Origin of the sequence: Mesorhizobium sp. M2E.F.Ca.ET.209.01.1.1 (assembly GCF_004010375.2) — a bacterium.
Classification (GTDB): domain Bacteria; phylum Pseudomonadota; class Alphaproteobacteria; order Rhizobiales; family Rhizobiaceae; genus Mesorhizobium.
In genome coordinates this window covers 1-293 of the sequence record NZ_SADP02000686.1, presented here as the reverse complement: position 1 = coordinate 293, position 293 = coordinate 1, and the positions used below count along the sequence as shown (strand labels likewise).

Sequence of the window (293 nt, the reverse complement as noted above, 5' to 3'; positions counted from 1 at the left end):
CTCAACCCTCTGCAACCGGAGTCAAGTGCTGTTCTAAGCCTTTCTTAAGGCCGGTATGGCATGACAAGGCGCAGTGTTGGGCCAACGGCATGGGTAGAACAAAGACCGAAAACATCCCCGCGGATGTTTACATCCAGTTTGTGCGGTCGTTGTTCGACAACGCCCACATGCTGGTGATCGGTGGCGTTTGCTACTGGATCCTGGGCTTCATGATCTATTGGCGGACGGACAATCCGCTGTTCCTGGCCTTTTCTTTCGGGCTGCTCTCCATCAGTCTTTTCCGTTACTTGGGC

The 293-nt window shown here is 53.9% G+C and carries 1 protein-coding gene; it reads left to right on the top strand.

The window, feature by feature from the left end; all coding sequences use genetic code 11:
• Positions 1-89 precede the first annotated feature (89 nt).
• Positions 90-293 (top strand): hypothetical protein (locus EN852_RS37440; RefSeq protein WP_135879810.1); only part of this gene is annotated, 204 nt, incomplete at its 3' end.